The organism is Candidatus Pelagibacter sp. HIMB1483 (genome assembly GCF_052048135.1).
Classification (GTDB): domain Bacteria; phylum Pseudomonadota; class Alphaproteobacteria; order Pelagibacterales; family Pelagibacteraceae; genus Pelagibacter.
The window spans coordinates 82903-104951 of record NZ_JBNAIM010000002.1 but is presented as its reverse complement, the minus strand read 5'-3'; the positions used below and the strand labels follow the sequence as shown (position 1 = coordinate 104951).

Annotated in this window: 23 protein-coding genes; 13 read left to right on the top strand and 10 right to left on the bottom strand. The window is 27.9% G+C overall.

Translation table 11 applies throughout. The features are described from left to right. Positions 1–239 precede the first annotated feature (239 nt). The 10 genes from hemE to ACTTAV_RS01125 all read left to right on the top strand — a co-directional run bounded on the left by hemE (position 240) and on the right by ACTTAV_RS01125 (position 11369). The gene (hemE, locus tag ACTTAV_RS01170) at positions 240–1244 is read left to right on the top strand and encodes a uroporphyrinogen decarboxylase (RefSeq protein WP_440669648.1); all 1005 of its coding nucleotides are present in this window, start codon (positions 240–242) and stop codon (positions 1242–1244) included. Further along, positions 1241–2275: a ferrochelatase gene (gene hemH, locus ACTTAV_RS01165; RefSeq protein WP_440669646.1), complete on the top strand. Its 1035-nt coding sequence runs from the start codon at positions 1241–1243 to the stop codon at positions 2273–2275. Before hemE ends, hemH begins: the two co-directional genes overlap by 4 nt. Next, on the top strand, positions 2268–2702 hold the full coding sequence (gene hemJ, locus ACTTAV_RS01160; protein ID WP_440669645.1) for a protoporphyrinogen oxidase HemJ: 435 nt from the start codon (positions 2268–2270) through the stop codon (positions 2700–2702). Before hemH ends, hemJ begins: the two co-directional genes overlap by 8 nt. Before the next feature lie 64 nt (positions 2703–2766). Continuing rightward, positions 2767–4035 (top strand): transcription termination factor Rho, encoded by a 1269-nt coding sequence (gene rho, locus ACTTAV_RS01155; RefSeq protein WP_440669643.1) that lies wholly within the window; start codon positions 2767–2769, stop codon positions 4033–4035. A gap of 9 nt (positions 4036–4044) precedes the next feature. After that, positions 4045–5724 carry an O-linked N-acetylglucosamine transferase, SPINDLY family protein gene (locus ACTTAV_RS01150; RefSeq protein WP_440669642.1) on the top strand — a complete coding sequence of 560 codons (1680 nt, stop codon included), beginning with the start codon at positions 4045–4047 and terminating at the stop codon, positions 5722–5724. Positions 5725–5769: 45 nt separating this feature from the next. Continuing rightward, positions 5770–7101, top strand: coding sequence for a tRNA uridine-5-carboxymethylaminomethyl(34) synthesis GTPase MnmE (mnmE, locus tag ACTTAV_RS01145; RefSeq protein ID WP_440669640.1), 1332 nt, complete (start codon positions 5770–5772; stop codon positions 7099–7101). Positions 7102–7217: 116 nt separating this feature from the next. Continuing rightward, positions 7218–9089 (top strand): tRNA uridine-5-carboxymethylaminomethyl(34) synthesis enzyme MnmG, encoded by a 1872-nt coding sequence (mnmG, locus tag ACTTAV_RS01140; RefSeq protein ID WP_440669638.1) that lies wholly within the window; start codon positions 7218–7220, stop codon positions 9087–9089. Next, the gene (locus ACTTAV_RS01135) at positions 9089–9736 is read left to right on the top strand and encodes a 16S rRNA (guanine(527)-N(7))-methyltransferase RsmG (protein ID WP_440669637.1); all 648 of its coding nucleotides are present in this window, start codon (positions 9089–9091) and stop codon (positions 9734–9736) included. The genes mnmG and ACTTAV_RS01135 overlap by 1 nt, the downstream gene beginning before the upstream one ends. Next, positions 9733–10527: a ParA family protein gene (locus ACTTAV_RS01130; RefSeq protein ID WP_440669636.1), complete on the top strand. Its 795-nt coding sequence runs from the start codon at positions 9733–9735 to the stop codon at positions 10525–10527. Before ACTTAV_RS01135 ends, ACTTAV_RS01130 begins: the two co-directional genes overlap by 4 nt. Beyond that, positions 10527–11369, top strand: coding sequence for a ParB/RepB/Spo0J family partition protein (locus ACTTAV_RS01125; RefSeq protein WP_440669634.1), 843 nt, complete (start codon positions 10527–10529; stop codon positions 11367–11369). The genes ACTTAV_RS01130 and ACTTAV_RS01125 overlap by 1 nt, the downstream gene beginning before the upstream one ends. Here ACTTAV_RS01125 and holA read toward each other — a convergent pair. From holA to ACTTAV_RS01105, 4 genes are read right to left on the bottom strand one after another with little or no spacing between them, the layout of a single operon-like run. Beyond that, positions 11359–12348, bottom strand: coding sequence for a DNA polymerase III subunit delta (gene holA, locus ACTTAV_RS01120; RefSeq protein ID WP_440669633.1), 990 nt, complete (start codon positions 12346–12348; stop codon positions 11359–11361). The genes ACTTAV_RS01125 and holA overlap by 11 nt on opposite strands. Then, positions 12345–12800 (bottom strand): hypothetical protein, encoded by a 456-nt coding sequence (locus tag ACTTAV_RS01115; RefSeq protein ID WP_440669632.1) that lies wholly within the window; start codon positions 12798–12800, stop codon positions 12345–12347. Before ACTTAV_RS01115 ends, holA begins: the two co-directional genes overlap by 4 nt. Positions 12801–12806: 6 nt before the next feature. Continuing rightward, the gene (gene leuS, locus ACTTAV_RS01110) at positions 12807–15341 is read right to left on the bottom strand and encodes a leucine--tRNA ligase (protein ID WP_440669631.1); all 2535 of its coding nucleotides are present in this window, start codon (positions 15339–15341) and stop codon (positions 12807–12809) included. A 26-nt stretch (positions 15342–15367) separates the two neighbouring features. Further along, positions 15368–15946 (bottom strand): DUF3576 domain-containing protein, encoded by a 579-nt coding sequence (locus tag ACTTAV_RS01105; protein ID WP_440669630.1) that lies wholly within the window; start codon positions 15944–15946, stop codon positions 15368–15370. A 214-nt stretch (positions 15947–16160) separates the two neighbouring features. Here ACTTAV_RS01105 and ACTTAV_RS01100 point away from each other — a divergent pair, with 214 nt between their 5' ends. After that, positions 16161–17132, top strand: a complete 972-nt coding sequence (locus tag ACTTAV_RS01100; protein WP_440669629.1) for a porin — start codon at positions 16161–16163, stop codon at positions 17130–17132. 35 nt (positions 17133–17167) lie between these two features. Here the strand turns inward: ACTTAV_RS01100 and ACTTAV_RS01095 are convergent, their stop codons facing one another. Then, positions 17168–17713, bottom strand: coding sequence for a thiamine phosphate synthase (locus ACTTAV_RS01095; protein WP_440669628.1), 546 nt, complete (start codon positions 17711–17713; stop codon positions 17168–17170). Between ACTTAV_RS01095 and ACTTAV_RS01090 the strand changes: the two genes are divergently transcribed. Next, positions 17708–18367: a YggS family pyridoxal phosphate-dependent enzyme gene (locus tag ACTTAV_RS01090; protein ID WP_440669627.1), complete on the top strand. Its 660-nt coding sequence runs from the start codon at positions 17708–17710 to the stop codon at positions 18365–18367. The genes ACTTAV_RS01095 and ACTTAV_RS01090 overlap by 6 nt on opposite strands. On the opposite strand, the gene ACTTAV_RS01085 is transcribed toward ACTTAV_RS01090, so the two are convergent. Further along, complete coding sequence (locus ACTTAV_RS01085; RefSeq protein ID WP_440669626.1) at positions 18364–18855, bottom strand: L,D-transpeptidase family protein; 492 nt, start codon at positions 18853–18855, stop codon at positions 18364–18366. The two genes, ACTTAV_RS01090 and ACTTAV_RS01085, sit on opposite strands and share 4 nt — an antisense overlap. A 13-nt stretch (positions 18856–18868) precedes the next feature. On the opposite strand from ACTTAV_RS01085, the gene ACTTAV_RS01080 reads away from it, so the two are divergent. Continuing rightward, positions 18869–19435: a winged helix-turn-helix domain-containing protein gene (locus ACTTAV_RS01080; RefSeq protein WP_440669625.1), complete on the top strand. Its 567-nt coding sequence runs from the start codon at positions 18869–18871 to the stop codon at positions 19433–19435. A gap of 86 nt (positions 19436–19521) precedes the next feature. Here the strand turns inward: ACTTAV_RS01080 and ACTTAV_RS01075 are convergent, their stop codons facing one another. From ACTTAV_RS01075 to ACTTAV_RS01060, 4 genes are read right to left on the bottom strand one after another with little or no spacing between them, the layout of a single operon-like run. Next, positions 19522–20451, bottom strand: coding sequence for an adenosine kinase (locus ACTTAV_RS01075; protein WP_440669624.1), 930 nt, complete (start codon positions 20449–20451; stop codon positions 19522–19524). A gap of 1 nt (position 20452) precedes the next feature. Further along, positions 20453–21106: an endonuclease III gene (nth, locus tag ACTTAV_RS01070; protein WP_440669623.1), complete on the bottom strand. Its 654-nt coding sequence runs from the start codon at positions 21104–21106 to the stop codon at positions 20453–20455. Then, entirely contained in the window at positions 21106–21882 is a 777-nt protein-coding gene (dapB, locus tag ACTTAV_RS01065) for a 4-hydroxy-tetrahydrodipicolinate reductase (protein ID WP_440669621.1), read from the bottom strand. The genes nth and dapB overlap by 1 nt, the downstream gene beginning before the upstream one ends. Continuing rightward, on the bottom strand, positions 21879–22049 hold the full coding sequence (locus ACTTAV_RS01060) for a hypothetical protein (protein ID WP_440669620.1): 171 nt from the start codon (positions 22047–22049) through the stop codon (positions 21879–21881). The genes dapB and ACTTAV_RS01060 overlap by 4 nt, the downstream gene beginning before the upstream one ends.

Sequence of the window (22049 nt, the reverse complement as noted above, 5' to 3'; positions counted from 1 at the left end):
TTTTTTTTATTATTAAAAATTTTGTTGTAAAACATAGCTTTTATTAACATTATTAAACAACTGTATAAAGTTTTTGCATGAATTGTGGATATATTATAATTAGCTTCAATTTTACTTATATATTTAATTAATTTTACACTCTAAACGTTAACAAAAGCTTTATAAAATGTGTATAAAAATTAATCCCCATTACTCACTAGTTATACTACAAATACAATTAATTATATTAAATTATTAATATGTCAGACATCAAAAGAGTTATTTTAGATAAAAATACAGATTTAAATCCTATATGGATTATGAGACAAGCGGGAAGATATTTACCTGAATTTAAAGAAATAAGAAAACAAAACCCAAATTTTATTAATTTGTGTCTCAATAAAGATTTATCATCAGAAATTACTTTACAACCACTTAAAAGATTTGATTTAGATGCAGCAATAATATTCTCTGATATTTTGATGTTGCCGTATGGATTAAATCAAAAAGTAGAGTTTAAAAAAGATTTTGGTCCAATATTAGGTGAATTAAATTTAAATGAAATTTCAAAAATAAATGAAATTGATTTTACTAAAAAAATTTTACCTGTTTATAAAGCAATCAATATTGTCAGTAACCACAAACTTACTAAGAGTAAAAGCACAATAGGATTTGTTGGAGCTCCGTGGACGCTATTAGTCTATATGATCAATCAACAATCACCTAAAAAAAAATTAAAAGATAATTTTTTTAAAGATGATTTTTTAATTAATGAGATTCTATTAGTTATTGAAAAATTTTTAAAGATTCATATAAAAAATCAAATTAATAATGGTGCAGATATTATTCAAATTTTTGATAGTTGGGCAGGCCTTTTGGATGAAAAAGATTTACCAAATTACATTTATAATCCTACTTTAAATTTAGTTAACTATATAAAATCTTTAAATACTCCAGTTATATGCTTCCCAAGAGAAATAAAAAATTATAAAGAGTTTTGTGAAATCGTTAAACCTGACGCTATTAGTATTGATTATAATGCAAATCCCAAAGAAATTATCAACAATATAAAAATTCCTGTCCAGGGTGGTTTAGATCCTAAAATTTTATTAACAAATAAAGAAACATTAAAAAAAGAGGCGACAAAATATTTACAAATTTTTAAAGATCATCCCTATATTTTTAATCTTGGGCATGGGATATTGCCTGAAACCAATCCAGAAATGGTAGAATATTTAGTTAAAATAGTAAAAGAGTTTAAATGAAAAAAGCTGTAATTTTATTTAATTTAGGGGGTCCAGATAAATTAGAAAACGTAGAGCCTTTTTTGTTCAATTTATTTAATGATCCTGCAATTTTAAATTTGCCAAGTTTTTTTAGATATCCTTTAGCCAAATTAATTGCTAACAGAAGAGCTCCAACAGCAAAAAAAATATATGAGGAATTAGGAGGCTCATCACCCATCTTAAAACTTACTAAAGAGCAGTCTTCTTCTTTGGAGTTAAGATTAAATCAAGATGATAATTCATCAGATTATAAATGTTTTATAGTTATGAGATGTTGGCACCCAAGAGCAGAAAATGTTATTAAGGAAGTAATCAATTACAATCCTAAAGAAGTAATTTTAATGCCGCTTTATCCTCAATATTCAGCAGCAACCTCAGGTTCATCAATTAAAGAATGGAATGACATTTGTAAAAAAAACAATTTTAATGTTAAAACAAGCACTATTTGTTGTTATCCAACTGATGACAATTTTGTTCAAGCACACATAGATGAAATAACAAAAAAAATTTCAAATATAGAAAATTTTAAATTAATTTTTTCTGCACATGGGTTGCCTGAAAAAAATATTAAAAAAGGAGATCCATATCAATGGCAAGTCGAACAATCTGTTTATAAAATAGTTAAGTCTTTAAATATTCAAAATTTAGATTGGATACTAAGCTATCAAAGTCGAGTTGGACCTTTAAAATGGATTGGTCCTTCTACTGAGGACATCATTGTTGAAAATTCAAAATTAGGAAAACATATAGTTTTAGTTCCAATTGCTTTTGTATCAGAACATTCTGAAACTTTAGTCGAGCTAGATATAGAATATAAAGAATTAGCTGATAAAAATGGGTGTAAAAATTATTCAAGAGTGCCAGCACTTGGGACAAATAAAAATTATATAAAAGCAATGTCAAATTTAATTATTAATAAACAAGATTATGATTTGAATGGAAAGCTTTTTCCTCCAAAGACACAATGTCCAAATCAATTTAAAAAATGTCCATGTTCAAGTTATGAATAGTTATTTGTTATTCAAAAGTTTACATTTAATTGCACTCGTTTCTTGGATGGCTGGTCTTTTATACCTTCCCAGAATTTTTGTTTATCATGTTGAAAGCAAAGATAAAAAAGTAGTTACGGATGTGTTTGAGGTGATGGAAAAAAGATTATTCTTTTACATTATGCGACCAGCTATGTTGCTTACCTGGATTTTTGGATTAATATTAATTTATCTCAATGGAATAGAAATTTTTTCTCAATTATGGATGCAAATAAAAATTGTTCTAGTTATTTTCTTGTCAGCATATAATGATTATTTGGGCAGATGCCTTACTGCTCTAAAAAATTCTACAAACACAAGATCTGCAAAATTTTTTAGAATTATTAATGAAATTCCCACAATAATTTTGATAATAGTTGTATTTTTGGCAATTTTTAAGCCAATCTAGGGTTGAATATTTTTAAACAGCATATATATTACAACCATTATTAAGTCCTTAATAATTTAAAATCATGAACATACAAGAATTAAAACTTAAATCGTCTGAACAGCTTATCACTCAAGCAGAAGAGCTTGGTATAGAGAATGCTAGTACTTTAAGAAAACAAGAAATCCTTTTTGCAATTTTAAAAAAAGTAGCAGAAAAAGAGGAAATAACTGGTGCTGGAGTTTTGCAATTACTTCAGGATGGTTTTGGTTTCTTGAGAGCTATGGAGTCCAATTATTTACCTGGTCCAGACGATATTTATGTCAGTCCAAGTCAAATCAGAAAGTTTGGTTTAAGAACTGGCGACACTGTTGAAGGTCCAGTTAGAGCCCCAAAAGAAGGTGAGAGATATTTTGCTTTGCTGCAAGTAAGTAAAATTAATTTTGAAGAACCAGAAAAATCTAGACATAAAATTGCTTTTGATAACTTAACGCCTCTATACCCAGATAAACAACTTGTCATGGAGGTAGAACAAACAAAACCAGATAAAAAACAAGACTTAACACCTCGCTTGATAGACCTTGTTAGTCCAATTGGCAAAGGTCAAAGATCTATTATTATTTCACCTCCTAAAGCCGGTAAAACAATGATTTTACAAAGCATAGCAAACTCAATAGCAAAAAATTATCCAGAATGTTATTTGATAGTTTTGTTAATTGATGAAAGACCAGAGGAAGTAACAGATATGCAAAGAACTGTAAAAGGTGAAGTTATAAGTTCAACTTTTGATGAACCTGCCCAACGACACGTTGCTGTTGCTGAAATGGTTATAGAAAAAGCAAAAAGATTAACAGAACACAAAAAAGATGTTGTAATTTTACTAGATTCAATAACAAGATTAGGTAGAGCTTATAATGCCGTTATACCTAGTTCAGGAAAAGTTTTAACAGGTGGTGTTGATGCCAACGCATTGCAAAGACCAAAAAGATTTTTTGGTGCTGCAAGAAATATCGAAGAAGGTGGTTCATTAACAATTATTTCAACAGCTTTGATTGATACTGGTAGTAGAATGGATGAAGTAATTTTTGAGGAGTTTAAGGGGACTGGTAATAGTGAAACAGTTCTTGATAGAAAAATAGCAGATAAAAGAATCTATCCAGCAATCGATATTACGAAATCGGGCACAAGAAGAGAAGAATTGTTATTTGACAAAAATGATTTGCAAAAGATGAACGTTTTAAGGAGAATAATAGCCCCAATGGGAACAATGGATGCAATTGAATTTATTAATTCTAAATTAAAAGATACAAAAAATAATGCTGAGTTTTTTAATTCTATGAACAAGCCAGCATAAAATTATTAAATGGCGTCAATTCAAAATTTAGAATTTGAATTACAAAATTTATTTAAAGAAAAAAGATACTCAGAAATAATCTTTGAAATTACTTCTAAAACCAAAGAAGAGGACAGGAACGCTGGATTATTTGTTTTGTTGGGCATCAGTAGAATGTCTCTTGGCAAAAAAGATAAAGATCAAGTTAGTCTAGCTGTAAATGATTTTAAAAAAGGATATCTTAAAGAAAAAGAGAGCGTTAATGGTCTTAATGCTTTAACTAATTATGTAGTAGCTAGTTCAATTTTGAGTGATTTTGAAGATAGCAATGTAGATTTTGATGAGATAAAAAGTTTTTATAAGGCTTCACCAAAACCTTTTTGCGATCAAAGGCCAATAAACATTGCTATGTCTACAGTTTATTCTAGGTTGAGCGATTATAAAGGAATGATATTTCATCTTGAAAAAATAATTAAATCTAAAGATTTTATTATTCAGGATTTATGTAATTATGGATATTGGAGATGTTTTGATAAAAGTTGGTCTCAGCAGGACTTCTTTAAATTTGGTAAGTTTTTAAATGATAATTTAAGAGAATACCCTCAAGAAAAAATAATAAAGTTATCTAATAAAAAGAACAAAAAAATAAAAATAGGCTTTTTATCAGCTGATATTAAAGAGGCTCATTCAGTTACTTATTTTTTAAAAACAGTATTGTTAAACTATGACAAATCAAAATTTGAGATAGTTTTATTTACCAATCAAATTAAAGAGGACAAGACATCAGAGGAATTTACTAATTTAGTTGATAAAACAATTAATGTTGGGAAATTTAACGATTTTAAAGCACTCAATACAATAAGAGAATTCAATCTAGATATAATGATAGATATTATGGGATACACCTCAAGAAATAGAATTGAATTATATAAAAATAGATTGGCCAAAAAACAAGTTATTTGGATGGGTTACTGTAATACTTCTGGCTTAGATAATATGGATTATATTATTACAGACCCAAATCTTATTTTAAAAAGTGAAAAAAAATATTATTCAGAGAAAGTATTATATTTACCAGAAATTTGGAATTGTCATTCTGGTATGAATTTTAAAAGAAAAGAAAATCCAGCTCCTTTTTTGAGAAATAATTATTTAACTTTTGGTTCATTTAACAATCCTGCTAAAATAAATGACAATGTTATTAATTGTTGGTCAAACATATTAAAAAAAATTAAAGGTTCAAAATTGATTATTAAATGTGCAAATAGAAGAAGAAAATTAGATAGAATTGAAAAATTATTTAAAAAAAATGGAGTTCTAGACTCTGTGTCATTTTATACTCGAATTGATAATGTAGAGGATCATTTAAATTTATACAAAGAAATAGATATTGCATTAGATACCTTTCCATACAATGGTGTAACAACGTCATTTGAGGCTATTTGGATGGGCGTTCCGGTTATCACTTTGTCTGGTTATAATTTCAATTCTAGATGTGGTGAGTCAATTAATAGAAATTTAAAAATGGAAAGTTTAATAGCTAGCAATGAGGAGCAATATTTGTCGAAGGCAATAAATTTATCGAAGAATACAAAAGAATATTTAGACCTAAGAAAAAATATCTTTCTTAATGCTCTAGAAAGTCCCTTATTCAATCAAAAAAAATTTTCAGCGAGTTTTTTTAAAGCTATTGAAGAAATTACTGTTTAGAAATATTTATTTCCAATATCTTAAGTATAAGATTATACTTATTACATGACAATCTATGCTCTTTCCTCAGGTCCAGGTATTTCTGGGGTATCAATTATTCGTCTTTCGGGTCCAGAAACGGCAAAAGTAATAGAGACACTAACTGGTAAAGAAATTCCAACTCCAAGAATGGCAACCCTAAGAAAAATAAACAATATCAACACTTCTGAGCTTATTGATGAGGGCATAATTTTATGGTTTCCTGGACCTGAGAGCTACACAGGCGAAGACATGGCCGAATTACATGTTCATGGTAGTAAAGCAGTTGTTTTAGCTGTACAGGAAGCAATATCTAATATTAAAAATTGTAGATTAGCAGAGCCTGGAGAATTTACTAAACTTGCATTTCAAAATGGAAAGATAAATTTATTAAAGGCTGAAAGTATAGCTGATTTAATTTCTTCTGAAACTGAAATTCAGAGAAAACAAGCAATTAAAATCATGAATGGGAGTACATCTAAAAAATTTAATGAATTAAGAGCAAAATTATTAAAAATTTTGTCCTTTGTGGAAGCAAAAATAGATTTTCCAGATGAGGATCTTCCTGATGAAAACATAAAAAAAATAAAAATAGATATCAATGATGTTCTGAATGAAATAAAAAAAATTTTAGATGATCAAAAAGTTGGAGAAATAATTCGTGAGGGTTTCAAAATTGCTATAGTAGGCCCAACTAACGCTGGTAAATCTAGTTTGTTAAATAATCTATCAAATAGAGAAGTTGCTATAGTATCTGAGATTGCTGGTACTACTAGAGATGTCGTCGAAACACATTTAAATATAGATGGATATCCGGTTATTATTTCTGATACTGCGGGCATAAGAGATTCAAAAGATGAAATAGAAAAAAAAGGAATAAGATTGTCTCTTAAAAAAGCTGAGAATGCTGACTTAAAATTAGTAGTAGTTGATGCTAAAAGCATTGATATTAAAGGCTTTTTGAACGATTTGTTGAAAAATGATGCTATTTTAGTCATAAATAAATCAGATCTTCTAAATACAAAATTGGATCCAAAAATTCTTAAACTTAATCACGTTTTGATATCATTAAAAGATAATTTAAATATAGATAATTTAATTTCAAAAATTAAAGACAGTCTAAAGAATAAATTTATAACTGAAGAGGATATTTTAATAACCAGAGAAAGACACAGACAACATTTAATACAATGTGTGGATCACTTAATAAATTTTTTAGAAAAAAATGAAAAAGAAGATTTTGATAAAGCGGCTGAGGATTTAAGGTTAGCAAGTAGACATTTGGGAATGATTGTTGGAAAAGTTGATGTAGAAGAGATATTAGGCAGTATTTTCAATGATTTTTGCATTGGAAAATAATGACGATTTTGCTGTATTTTTAGCCTTTTTTTTATTCTTTTCGTTGATAAATATAGCTTATTTGAGAAAAAAAACTCAAATCTTGTAAATATTTTAATCAAATATAAATTTATACCATGAAAAAAGATTTATCTTTTGATGTAGTTGTAATTGGCGGCGGTCATGCAGGTTGTGAGGCAGCTGCAGCTTCTGCGCGACTTGGAATTAACACAGCCTTATTTACTCACAACATAAATACCATAGGGGAAATGTCATGCAATCCTGCTATTGGTGGTTTAGGTAAAGGTCATCTAGTGAGAGAAATTGATGCTCTAGATGGGCTCATGGGAGAAGTTGCTGATAAGTCTGGAATACAATTTAGATTATTAAATAGAAGTAGAGGACCTGCTGTAAGAGGACCCAGAACTCAATCTGATAGATATTTATACCGTAAATTTATGCAAGAAAAGCTTGTAAACTATTGTAATTTAAGCATTTTTTCTGATCCTGTAACACAATTTATTTTCTCAAATAATGAAATAAGTGGATTAATAACACAAAAAGGTTACAATATAAGTTGCAGTAAATTAATCTTAACAACTGGCACATTTTTAAATGGATTGATACATATTGGTGATACAAGAACTCCCGCAGGTCGTTTCAATGAAAAACCAAGTACAGGTTTAAGCGAACAGTTAAAGAAATATAATTTTAAAATTGGTAGATTAAAAACTGGGACCCCTCCTAGACTAGATTCCAGATCAATTAATTTTGAAAATTTAGAAAAACAATTTGCAGACGATAATCCATATTTTTTTTCTTTCCTAACAAAAAAGAATTTAAACAAACAAGTGTCATGTTCAATGACCTACACAAACGAAAGGGTTCATAAAATTATTGAAAAAAATTTATCTAAAAGCGCAATGTACTCGGGTAGCATTCAGGGTGTCGGTCCAAGATATTGTCCTTCTATAGAAGACAAAATAGTAAAATTTGCAGATAAGACTAGACACCAGATATTTTTAGAGCCTGAGGGTTTAAATGATCACACAATTTATCCAAATGGTATATCAACATCTCTACCTGAGGTTGTTCAGTATGAAATACTCAACAATATCAATGGTTTAGAAAATGTTAAAATAATTAGACCAGGATATGCAATTGAATATGACTATATTGATCCCAGAGAGCTTTTTTTGACATTAGAGACAAAAAAAATCAGGAATTTATATCTCGCTGGACAAATTAATGGAACCACGGGTTATGAGGAAGCAGCTGCTCAAGGTCTTATAGCTGGTATTAATGCTGCTTTATCTTTTAAAAATATGGAGCCATTTATACTAGATCGATCAGATGCTTATATTGGTGTAATGATTGATGATTTGGTAACCAAGGGTGTTGTTGAGCCTTATAGAATGTTTACTTCTCGAGCTGAGTATAGATTAAGTCTTAGATCTGACAATGCAGATTTAAGACTAACACAGAAGGGTATTGAGATAGGTCTAATATCAGCGACGAGAAAAGAGATATTTGAGGATAAATTCAATAAATTGAACAAAATTTCTTTACAAATGGTAAATTTGACTATTTCTCCATCAAAAGCAGATAAATTTGGTATAAAAATTGCAAAAGATGGTGTTCTTAGATCCGCTGATGAAATTTTAACTCAAAAAGAGGTTAATATGAAAAAAATCAGAGAGATTTGGCCAGAAATTATGGATAGTGGCTTTGAGATCGATGAGCAGATCGAAATCAACTCTCATTATAGAGGTTATTTAAAAAAACAAAAGGCTGATATCTTAGCTTTTAAAAGAGATGAAAATTTAACGATTCCTGATAATATTGATTATGACCAATTTTCCGGTCTTTCTAATGAGGTTAAATCTAAATTTAAAGAAATAAGGCCAAAAACGATGGGTCAGGCACTCAGAATTGATGGAATTACTCCTGCAGCTGTATATATTTTGTTGTCACATGTCAAAAGAAAGTCTATTAAGCATATAGCTTGATGGATAATTTGATTTTAAATTCTTATTCTAAAATTTTTAGTTTTAATGTTTCACGTGAAACTTGTAATCAACTTGAAACCTTAATTTCAATGATACTGGATAAAAATAAGCATATAAACATTATAAGCAAAAAAATACAGGAAAAACAGCATATAAGAGAACGTCATATAATTGATTCTGCGCAAATAATTGATTTTGTTGATTTAAATAGTAATACAACCTCTGATTTAGGTAGCGGGGGAGGAATGCCCGGCTTAATCGTAGCTGTCGTGATGAAACAGATAAAAAATAGTATGAAAGTCAACCTTTATGAAAAGAGTTACCATAAATGTGCCTTTTTAAGAGAAGTTTCAGAAAAATTAAATTTAAACACAGAAGTAATTCAAAAAGACATTTTTACAGTTAAAGATATTGAAACAGGAACAATAATGTCCAGAGCTTTTAAACCAATGCCGATAATACTTAATTTAATAAATAAAAATTTTAATAAATATAAAAACATAATTTTTTTTATGGGAAGTAGTGGTAGAAAAATTCTAAAAGATACACTTCAAGATTGGGATTTAGATTATGAAGAAAAAAAAAGTCTAACTAACAAAGACTCATTTATACTTAATATAAAAAAAATTAAAAAAAAATTTTCATGAAAATTATTTCTATAATAAATCAAAAAGGTGGTGTTGGTAAAACAACAACTGTTATTAATTTGGCTTCTGCATTATCTCAACAAGGTAAAAAAATTTTAGTAATTGACCTTGATCCACAAGGGAATGCCACAACTGGTCTGGGGTTGTCTAATACTGAGCAATCGGACCAAACAATTTATGGAATTCTTAATGGGACGATGTCAATTTCTAGTGTGATAAAAGAAACAAAATTTAAGGATCTTGATTTAATAAGCTCTAATGTAGATTTGTCTGGGTTGGAAGTAGAAACTGCTGGTGATAGTGATAGAGCCTTTATTTTGAAGTCTAAATTAACCGCATATTTAAATGATTCTAGAACATTATATGATTATATCTTAATAGATTGCCCCCCATCCCTTAGTTTGTTAACTGTAATGGCTTTAGTATCATCAAATTCTCTATTGGTACCACTTCAAACGGAATTTTTTGCATTAGAAGGACTTACTCAATTAATGAAAACTATTGAACGAATAAAAGTTAAATTGAATCCAAAACTAGAAATACAGGGGATTCTGTTAACAATGTATGACAGAAGAAACAAACTATCATCCCAAGTAGAACAAGAAGCTAGAGATTATTTTAAAGAAAAAGTTTATCAAACAGTTATTCCTCGTAATGTTCGTTTATCGGAAGCCCCATCTCATGGAGTCCCAGTTTTGATATATGATAAAAATTGTCCTGGTAGTAAATCATATTATAGTTTTACTGATGAATTTATAAATCAAGAGAATAATCTAGGAAGTGCTGCATAATGAATAAAATCAAAAAAGGACTAGGCAGAGGGTTATCTTCACTTATTGGTGAGACAAAAGTTGAGTCTAAAACGAATAAGTTATTATTAAGTGATATTATTCCAAATAAATTTCAGCCAAGGAAAAACTTTGATGAAGAGAATTTAGATGACTTATCTAATTCAATAAAAGAACGAGGAGTAATCCAGCCAATTATAGTTAGGAAATCTCTGTCAGAAAATTCTAAGTTTGAAATCATTGCAGGTGAGAGAAGGTGGCTAGCTGCTAGAAAAGCAGGCCTACATGATATACCTGTCGTAGTTACAGAGGCAGATGATTTAAAGTCACTAGAATTTGCAATTGTTGAAAACGTCCAAAGACATGATTTAAATCCGCTTGAAGAAGCACAAGGTTATAAAAGATTAATTGATGAATTTTCATATGATCAAGAAAAAGTCTCTAAATTTATTGGTAAAAGTAGAAGTTATATCACTAATTCTTTGCGATTATTATCGTTACCTACTTCTGTATTAAAGTACATTGAAGAAAAAAAAATTAGCGCTGGACATGCTAAAATATTAGTAGGCATGGATAATGCTGAATTTATAGCTTCTAAAATAATAGAAAAAAAACTCTCTGTTAGACAATCTGAAAATTTTGTTAAAATTTTTAAGAAAAAAAAAGGATCTTTTTCAAAATTAATAGACCCGAATATTCAAAATCTCGAAAAATCTATTTCTGATAAAGTTGGATTAAATGTTTCTATAAAGAATAATAAAAGAAACAAAGGAACCATTACCTTTTCATATCATGACCTTGATCAATTGAATAAAATTATAGATATAATTAAATCTAATTATTAGTATTTGAGCCTTGCTCTAATATAAAGTTTGTTACAATTAAAATTGGATTATTAAAACTTTTCTTGATTTGAAGTTCTGTGTTATTCAGCTTATAAATTAATTCTTTTATTTTTTGTTGATTCCATTTTTTTAATTGTATTTTGACAATTTCTTTATCTTTCCAAAATATTGGAGGTTTAGCAGACGAGATTGTTTTATTTAAATCATTATTTTTTTCTAATTCCTGAGAAAGTTTAAGAACCTTTTTTGCTTTCATCAAAAAAGTTCTTAAAATAACTATACAATCTTCGTTGCTAAAGTTATTTTCATTTAAAATATTTATAATTTTATTTTTGTTTTTAGCTAAACAGTTATCAATTAATTCTGCAAAACTGTGATTTTCACTTAAATTTATAAGCTTTAAGATTTCCTCCGTAGAAATGCTTTTTTTTTGTAACGCAAAAGTTTTTATTTTTTCAAGCTCACTTTTAAGATTATGTCTGTCTCCATTGCATTTGTTTACAATCAAATTTATATTTTGTTGAGAAATTGAGATTTTTCCTTCTTTAAAAAATATAGCTGCCAATCTAGCTAGTGTTTCATTATTATCTGGATATACTGGTATACAAGCTAGTTTTTTTTCTTTTTCAAATAAAGATCTTAGTTTTGATTTTTTTTCAAGAATTTCGGCGTTTATTATAATTTTTATATCTATTATTTTTTTTTCTATTAATTCAAGTATCAAATCATGAATCTTGTCACTCGCCCTATTTATTATGATCAATTTATTAGTTTCAAATAATGAGCCTGATAAAATATTTTCAAAAAAAATTTCTTTTTCTTCAAAAATTTGTTTTTCTTCATAATTTAAAATTTTCCCTTTATTTCTTTTTGTTATTTCTTTAATAATTTCTTCTTTTAATCCTTCATTTTTTCCATGAAGTAAATAAAAGGTATAATCATTACTAATTTTATTTATTTCGTATGATTTTAATATCATTCAATAATTGACAATCTAAGGATTAATCTTTGCGATATAGATGTAGCTAAATTTTTCTTTATATTCTCTTCATAATTTTTTTCTTCATATTTATCTGTCATTTTTTGAAAATTAAATTTCTCATTAACAGTAAATGTTTTAAGATTTTGATTTTTCTCAATTGAAAAAGTAGTAACCGCTGTACTCTGATAGTCAGTAATGTTTCCTGCTGTATTTTTTGCTAAAATATTTTTTGTATATTCAGAATTTATTTTAATAGTAATAATTTCATTAGAATCTTTTTGACTATTTCTTAAAATACTATCCACTAGAAATTTGTTAAATTTTTTGTCACCAATTATATCAGTTACAACAATTTTATAATTTGTCTTATTAGATTCTGAATATATTGGTTTATATTCACAGCCTGTAAAAATGATAAAAGTAAGTATGATTAAAATTTTTTTTTTCATCAACATTTAAACTATTATATTCATTAGTTTATCTTGAATATAAATTTTTTTTTTTATATTTTTTTGGTCAGTATACTTCATTAATTTCTCATCATTCTGAATTATTTCAAAAAGTTTTTCCTCTGTCATATTTGGTTTAGTTGAAATTAGTCCTCTTTTTTTACCATTTATTTGAATAACGATATTTATTTTATCTTCTTTTAACATTGACTCATCATACTCTGACCACTTGAAATCTTTTATATTCATTAATTCAAGACATTCACTTGCAAAATGTGGAATAACAGGTGTGATTGCAATTAAAATTTTTTGATAATTTCGAAGAAGAGTTTCTTTAGTGTAAGGCTTATCTATTTGTTTATTTAAGAAAGTGTGCATTTCATGTAAATTAGCAATGATTTTGTTGTAACTAAAACTTTCAAGATTATCAGTAACATTTTTTAAAAACTTATTTGTATATTTTTCTATTTCAATATCATTGTCTTTTGAGTGATTTTTTTTTACTTGATCAGTAATTTTTTCATTTAAAGTCCATAATTTTTGAATAAATTTGAATGACGAAGCAATCCCTTCTTCTGACCATTGAACATCTTTTTCAGGAGGACTATCAGATAAGATGAATAATCTAGCAGCATCTGCACCATAATTTAAAATAATATTTTCTGGGTCAATTGTATTTTTTTTTGATTTGGACATGGATTCAGAGGGCCCGACCGTAATCAATTTAGAAGTATCCTTTTTCAAATATCGCTTTCCATCAATGTTTTCAATTTCATCAGGACTGACCCAATTATTGTCAGGGTCCTTATAAGTTTCATGACACACCATACCTTGAGTAAAAAGACCGTTGAATGGTTCTAATAAGCTAAACTCTTTGTTATTGTATGAAAGAGCTTGCATAAAAAATCTCGAATACAGTAAATGCAAAATAGCATGCTCAACTCCACCAATGTATTGATCAACAGGCATCCAATAATCTATATCTTTTTTATTAAATCCATTAGCTGTTTCTTTTGGTGAGCAAAATCTTAAAAAGTACCAAGATGAACAAACAAAAGTATCTAATGTGTCTGTTTCTCTAACTAGATTTTTTCCGTCAATGACAACTTTTTTCCACTCTGTTTGGCTATCAAGAGGATTACCTTTAACATTAAGGTTTATATTTTCTGGGAGCTTTACAGGTAACATTGACTTAGGAATTGGATAAGCTTTACCATTTTCATCATATGCCACTGGTATTGGGCAACCCCAATATCTTTGTCGAGATACTCCCCAATCTTTTAGTCTAAAATTAATTTGTTTTTTGCCTAATTTTTTTTTTTCTAAAATTTTTATAGTTTCTAGGACTGAATTTTCTGGTGCTTCAAAACCATTTAAAAACTCTGAATTAATTATTACACCGGCACCTGAATAAGCTTCCTTTTCTACTTTAAAAGAATTATCTTTATCGTGAGGTCTAACAACTGTTTTAATTTCAAGATCATATTTCTTTGCGAAATCAAAATCTCTTTGGTCATGGGCTGGACAACCAAAAACAGCTCCAAATCCGTAGTCCATTAAAACAAAATTAGCAAAATAAACTGGAACTTTCTGTTTTGGATTTAAAGGGTTTTCAGCAAAAAGATTTGTTTTAAATCCAATTTTATCTCCAACAGCTATTGCCTCTTCAGTTGTGCCTGTTTTTGAACATTTTTCTTTAAATTTAGAAAAATTATCATCATTTTTATAATATTTTGAAATTTCATGATCTATAGATAATGCAATAAAAGAAAATCCAAAAAGAGTATCAGGCCTAGTAGTAAAACATTTTATGTTTTTTACAGGCAAGTCTCCCTCTATTTTAAAATCAATCTCACAACCAAATGATTTTCCTATCCAATTCTTTTGCATTGTTTTTACTTTATTAGGCCAAGATTCTAACTTTTGTAGTCCATCCAATAAATCTTGAGAAAATTTAGATATGTTAAAAAACCACTGGCTTAATTTTTTTCTTTCAACAACAGCACCTGAGCGCCATCCTTTTCCTTCAATTACCTGTTCATTTGCAAGAACTGTTTCATCAACTGGATCCCAATTTACATAATTTTCTTTACGGTAAACAAGTTTTTTTTCTAATAGTTCCAAAAAGAATGCTTGTTGATGTTTATAATATTCTTCACTGCAAGTTGAAATTTCTCTATCCCAATCAATAGATAGACCGAGTTTTTTTAATTGTGTTTTCATTTTTGAAATATTAGATTCGGTCCAGGTTTTTGGATCTAAATTATTTTGTTTAGCTGCATTTTCAGCTGGCATACCAAATGAGTCCCAACCCATAGGGTGTAATACATTAAAACCTTTTAAAGATTTATATCTGGCAAGCACATCTCCTATTGTATAATTCCTCACATGTCCCATGTGAATCTTTCCCGAAGGATAAGGAAACATTTCAAGACAATAAAATTTTTTTTTTAAAGAATCTGTTTCAACTTTAAAACTCTTATTTTCTTCCCAAAAAGTTTGCCACTTAGACTCAATAGATTTAAAATTATATCTGCTCATAACTATTAATAGTAAGTTTTAAGTAATTATTCGCGTTCGTTATCCTGAGTAGATTGGCGATAAGGTTTAAAATTTTTATCCTTCTTTTGTTTTTGATAAATTGTAGCTTTTGTAAGTATTTGTTTTGTGATTTCTTTTTTTAGTTTTCCATCTTGTTTATTTATTTTACAATTATTTATTGTTACACATTTTTTGTAAAATACATCCACACTAATTGCATCGGATCTAATTTCATTACTTAGAAATCTAATTGTAATTTTTATGGCCTCATCTGCATTTCCTTGTTCAGAATACCAATCAGTGATTATTACCCCACCACTATAATTAGCTGATGTTAATGGCATAAAATCTAAAATATCAAGTGAAGCTCTCCATAATTCATTTGAACTTGCAAATTCAAAATTAGTTCCCTTTCTTGCCCCACCTATAGCATCGTTAAGTCTAAAACCTCTTCCCTCTTCTAAATTTTTCTTAACCCTTTCTCTTGGATCAGGAGGATTTTCTCTTGCATCTCCAGGTTTAAAGAAATCCTTTCCACATGAATTAAGAGTAAAAAGAAAAACTATGCATGTGAGTAAAATTTTATTTGATATTATTTTTAACATTTGTGAATTTATAAAATGAAACTTAAGTAAATATACATTTAATTCTAATATATTAAAAAAAATTCATGAATTTTGGCCTTTAATTGTGTTGCATAAATACAACATAAAGTAAAAAATTATTAAAAAAAGGGATATTTGAACGTTTTTCTTTTAAAAAATGATAATTTGCTCGTGTTTATTATTAATAATTAAACAATAAAAAGGAGTAATTAATATGAACAATTTAAGAAAAATTGGATTATCAGCTCTTGCTGGTTCTCTTGCTACTTTTTCTGTAAATGCTGCTGAAGTATCAGTATCAGGTGGCGCGTCAATTTCATTAGACGACACTAACAGAGGTGGTAACGAGGCTAATGGTACTAGAGGCAATGGCTTCTACATGGGTGATAGTCTTAAGTTTAACATGAGTGGTGAAACAGATGGCGGTTTAGGCGTTGCTGTTTACTACGAAATAGATGGTGGTGCATTAGATGACTACGACATGACACTATCAGGAGACTGGGGATCATTAAAATTTAATGGTTCTGGTTCTTCATCTGCATTCGGTGCGGTTGACGATGTAACTCCAAATGCTTACGAAGAAGCTTGGGATATTGTTGACGATGATGGAACAGCTACAACTGGTTCTCCAACTGTAATCAATGGTGGTGGTGGAGCAAATATGTTCATCTACACATCTCCAAGTGTTGGTGGAGCTACGTTTACTATGGCTTACCAAAATGATGGTGGTGGTGCTGCTGTTGCTGAATCATACACTGACTTTGCAATCGCTGTATCTCCAGAAGGTATTGACGGTTTAACAGTTGGTTATGCATCTTCTGACAACCAAGAAGGTGTTGCTGTAGATGCAGCTGAAACTACAATGTATGCTAAGTATGCATGGGGAGCTTTCACAGTTGGTATACAAAACTCTGATAGAGACCACACAACTGCAAACTCTGACCAAGAGTCACAATCTATGGGTATTACATACGCTATAAATGATGACTTCTCAATCGGTTACAATAAACACACAGTGGATTTTGAATCGGCTTCACTAGATGACCAAGTGTCAACTGGTATTTCTGCTTCATACACTATGGGTGGAATGACACTAGCTGGTGCTACAAACGAAGTTGATAACATTGCTGGTACTGCTGCTAGAGATACAGAAGGTTACGAGTTCACGTTATCATTTGCATTCTAATTAATTTAGATATCAAATTTAAAAAGGGCCCCTTTTTAGGGGCCTTTTTTTTGTTCAAAAAAAGATATACCGGCAAAATGTGTAATCTTCATTAAATTTAGTTTTTTTAGATTTTTCCCAGATATACCACCTAAAGCAATAATATTTTTTTTCGTATATTTTGAAATCTTTTTAAATTTATAAAGTCCTAAATAGTTTTTATTTTTTTTAAATAAAGAAGATATAAAAATACTTTGAACTTTTTGAAGTTCTTTAATTCTTATTTCATTTAAATTGTGAGCAGACCCAATTATAATAAAATTTGGATGAAATGAAAAAGATAAGTGTTTTAGTTCTTTATTGAATGAAGGAATATACACACCATCTAATCCTAATTTTAAGGCCAATCTAATGTTATTTGCTAGGAGAAATTTATTGCCACGTTTTTTTAAAAAATTTTTTAATCTTAATATTCCACTTATATCAATCTTAGATGAAGTATAATTTCTATAAATTATAATAGTTTCTTTATCTTGTTTTATGATATTTTTTGTATCAAGTGACTTAATAAAGTAGTATTTTTTTAATGATTTATAATGCATAAAATAATCCAAAATTTAATTAACATCCAAAAAGAAATAAGATCTAATTTAGATAATTCAAAGTTAGTTAAAGTACCAAAGATTATTGCTGTATCAAAGACTTTTACTATTGATAAAATAAACCCCTTAATTGAATATGGACATTTGGATTTTGGCGAAAATAAAGTTCAAGAAGCTCTAGATAAATGGACTAACATTAAATTAGTTAATAGAAATATTAATTTACATTTAATTGGTAGTTTACAAACAAATAAAGTTAAATTTGCAGTTAAATTGTTTGATTACATTCATTCAGTGGATAGTGAAAAACTTGCAAAAAAAATTTTTGATGAACAAGAAAAACAAAATAAAAAAATAAAAATTTTTATTCAAGTAAATATTGGAAATGAAAATCAAAAATCCGGTGTAAGCAAATTATCTCTTCCTTCTTTATATTCTTACTGTAAAAGTTTAAATTTGAATGTAATAGGTCTTATGTGCATTCCACCTCTAGATAAATCTGCTAACATTTATTTTAAGGAAATGAATAAACTAAATAAAGATCTTGGGTTAAGCGAATTAAGTATGGGTATGTCCTCAGATTACTTAGATGCAACACTAAATTCAGCCACTTACTTGAGAATTGGATCTAATATTTTTGGCAAAAGGTCTTAATAAATATTAATTTTTGTTTTCCTATCTATCAATCTTAACATGATCAAAAAATCTTTTTTACTTAATGCTATGCAGCCAGCAGTAGGTTTGTAGTTTTTAGTTAAATGAATAAAAATACAACTTCCCTTGGATTTTATTGGATTAGAAAAGTTGTATTTAATTGGTATTATTAAATCGTATTTAAAATCTTTTCTGTATAACTTTTCTTGTTTAATCTTTTTATTTATAACAAGCCTGTTATAATATTTTGAAATATTAACATCATCACACCAACCCATTTTTCTATTAATCTTTATACATTTTAATTTTGTTGATGGTTTTCTTATCCTGTCATTTCTGTAGTATAAATTTTCAATCCCAAATGACCCAATTGGTGTTTTTTTGTCACCTTCTATTTTTCTCTTACTTATTCCATTTTTTCCTACACAACATTTAAAACTAAAATCATCAATCATGAGAGTGTGTTTATTTTTTAAGTAAATTATCATATTGTATTTATATATGAGTAATCAAAATTTATTTATTTATGAATTTGAAGAATTATATAAGATCTTGAGTGAAATTAAAAAAGATATAAATGTTGATTTGGATAAAGCTTCTGAAAATCAACTTTCTGAGATAAACCAAAGATCAAATAGTTTGATTTTTACTCGAAAAAAAATCCCTGACGTAGATAATCAAATTATTTTCGATAAATTTCCAGTATCTATATTTAAATTATTAGAAAAAATTAATATAGAATTTTTAAAAAAAAATTTTAGTGAACAATCTGAAATTGAGATTGGTACATATAAATTTAATTTAAATTCAAGAGAAATGTATAAAGAAAAAACTAAAATTAAACTTACAGAAAAAGAGATTAATTCTATAATTTATTTAAATAAAGCAGGAGAGTCAGTCAAAATTCAAGAACTTCAATCAAAGGTTTGGGGATATCAATCTGAATTAGAAACCCATACTGTTGAAACTCATATATATAGACTTAGAAAAAAAATTTTAAAAATTTTTAATGATGAAAATTTCATAATAAGCGATAAGAATGGTTACAAAATTATCAAAGAAAAATAAGTTTGCTCAAGACTTGTTTACTAAAAAATATAAACCTAGAATTATAAAACCAAAAAAAGGGAAAGGTAGTTTCAAAAGAAAAAAAATTAAAGTCTAGCTCCAATTTGTTGAATTATTTTTGATGATAATTCAGTCCCTTTTTCTAAACAATCTTCTTTAGAAAGCTTATTAACAAAACCATGTAAATAACCTGCTGCGAATAAATCTCCAGCACCAGTTAAATCTTTTATTTGTAAATTTTTTATGGCATCAATTTCCGTAATTTCATCTTCTATTATGGATACAGCTCCTTTTTCACCCCTAGTAATTACTAAATGTTTATTAATTTGTTTAGCAAATGTAATTACTTCATCAAAATTTTTAGCATTTATTAAAGACATAATTTCTCCCTCATTAGCAAAAGTTATGTCTAATTTTTCTTTTACTAAGTTTAAAAAACTTTTTTTATGTCTCTCTACACAAAATTGATCAGAAAGAGTCATAGCTGCCTTATTTGAATTAATAATTGCTTTCTCAAATGCTTTTTTTGGCTCACCCTCATCCCATAAATAACCTTCAAGAAAAATTATTTCACTTTCTTTAATTGTCTGAATTTTAATATCATTTTCATTTATTTTTCCTGCTATTCCTAAAAAAGTACACATTGTTCTTTCAGAATCAGGAGTAATTAAAATCAAACAAGTTCCAGTAGGAATAGTCTCTTTTTTTTTTGAATAAAAGTATTTTACATTTTCTTTTATAAGCCCTTCTTCATATTTATGACCCAAATTATCATCTGCAATTTTACCAATAAATCCAACATCATTTTTTAATTGAGATAAACCCACTATAGAATTAGCAACAGATCCACCAGATATTGTTTTTTCAATTTTAAGATTTTTAATTAAATTTTTAAATTCACTTTCATCAAAAATTAATTTCATTGTGCCCTTGGTTAAATTATTTTGGGAAATAAAATTTTCCTCTACCTTACAGATCACATCAACTATTGCATTTCCTATACCAAGAACTTTCATATTAAGCTTTTTTTGTTTTAACAGGTTTTTTTCTTTGAGGATAACAAGTGGTGCAAATTTTACAAGTTATTCCATAACAATCTCTTGCTTTGCAAAATTCTCTTCCATAATAAATTATTTGAAGATGAAGTTTATTCCAATTTTTTTTTGGGAATAGTTTTTTTAAATCTTTTTCGGTTTGGATTACATTTTTTCCATTGGTCAAACCCCATCTTTGAGCAAGTCTGTGAATGTGTGTATCAACCGGAAATGCTGGGTGACCAAATCCTTGAGACATTACTACACTCGCTGTTTTATGACCAACACCTGGTAGTTTTTCTAGTTCTTCAAATGTTTTTGGAACTTTACCCCTATGTTTTGAAATTAATATTTTTGATAAATTATAAATACTTTTGGCTTTAATTCTAAAAATACCTATTTTTTTTATAAGTTTTTCAATTTTTTTCCTTCCCAATTTTACAAAATGTTTAGGTTTATAATATTTTGGATAAATATTTTTTGTAACATTGTTTACATTTACATCGGTACATTGAGCTGAAAGAAGAACAGAAATTAATAAAGTAAATACATTTCTACTTTTTAGTGGAACTGTTATTTTAGGGTATGTTTTATTTAAGATTTTTAAAACTATTTTAGCTCTATGAATTTCATTCATTATTTGAAATTCATCATGTCTCTCATTGAATAAAGACCAGGCTTTTTATTTATTAACCATCTCGCAGCTGATAGTGCTCCTTCAGAGTATAGAGCTCTATCAAAAGCCTCATGATTTAAAGTTATAATTTCTTTACCACTAGAAAATTTAACCTCATGTTCTCCAATAATTTCACCTTTTCTTAAAGAATTAAAATTAATTTTTTTTCCATAGGGAAAATTTTTTTTATTTAAATATTTTTTTCCTATTAAACTGTAAAAATTTTTATTTTTTCCTACAGCAATTCCTTTACCCAACATTAATGCTGTGCCCGAAGGATAATCTTTTTTATGTTTATGATGTACCTCAAAAACTTTACTTAAAAAATTTTTTCCTAAAGAGCTTGACGCTATTTCTGTTAAATACATTAAAAGATTTATACCAAGACTCATATTACCTGCTTTTAAAATTGGTATTTTTTTAGAAAATTTTTGAATTAATTTTTCTTCATTTTTTGTAAATCCAGTTGTCCCTATAACTACTCTTTTTTTTAATTTTGAGGCTATCTTTAATATTTCAAAAGTGCATTTTGGAATTGTGAAATCTATTATTATATTCGCCCGCCTAAATGCATTTTCACTATTTACAGTTAATTTAATCCCATTAATTTTTTTGTTTATTTTTTTATTTTCTGTGAGGGAAATTATTTTAAAATTTTTGTTTGATCTAACGGATTTAATTATCTGTTGACCCATTCGTCCCATACATCCTGAAACTGCTAGATTAATTTTTTTCATTTAAAAATAAGATTTAAAACTACCACAATAGATATGACAATTACAGACCAAATAAATAAATTCTTAAAGAATTGTTTTGAATTTGAATTTGAACTTAAAAAGCCTGGTAGAACTAAAATTAAAACTGCTATTAAAAAAATTGCTGGAATTATTTGCTCTAATCCCAT